This window comes from Halomonas sp. ND22Bw (assembly GCF_003011945.1).
GTDB classification, from domain to species: Bacteria; Pseudomonadota; Gammaproteobacteria; order Pseudomonadales; family Halomonadaceae; genus Halomonas; species Halomonas halophila.
Genome location: NZ_PXWD01000823.1, coordinates 1 through 274, shown reverse-complemented (window position 1 = coordinate 274; position 274 = coordinate 1). Strand labels below are relative to the sequence as shown.

Annotated in this window: 1 protein-coding gene; it reads left to right on the top strand. The window is 42.0% G+C overall.

Features of this window, described 5'->3' with window-relative positions:
* Nucleotides 1–259, top strand: a 259-nt coding sequence (locus CVH10_RS26825; RefSeq protein WP_219924902.1) for a hypothetical protein, incomplete at its 5' end; no start/stop codon positions are given.
* Between the last annotated feature and the right edge of the window lie 15 nt (nt 260–274).

Here is a 274-nt window from a genome sequence, read left to right as displayed (position 1 = left end):
AACAGTTGAATGGAAACCTCCGACTAATTCAGAAGATGATGATAAGCGGAAAAAGTGGGACGCCGATGGCAAAGATGGGGTTAGGTCGGAACCATCTACAAGCCGCACCCCCCCGGGAACCGAACCTGAAAGACGAAGCAGACATGCACTGCTCCATGAATTGTATCTAAAATGCAAATTCTTTATGGATGCACATAATTCTAAAAATAGTTTAGCAATTACTACCTCGGTTCATATATTGACATCGAAATCTAGATGACAAGCAATACAACAA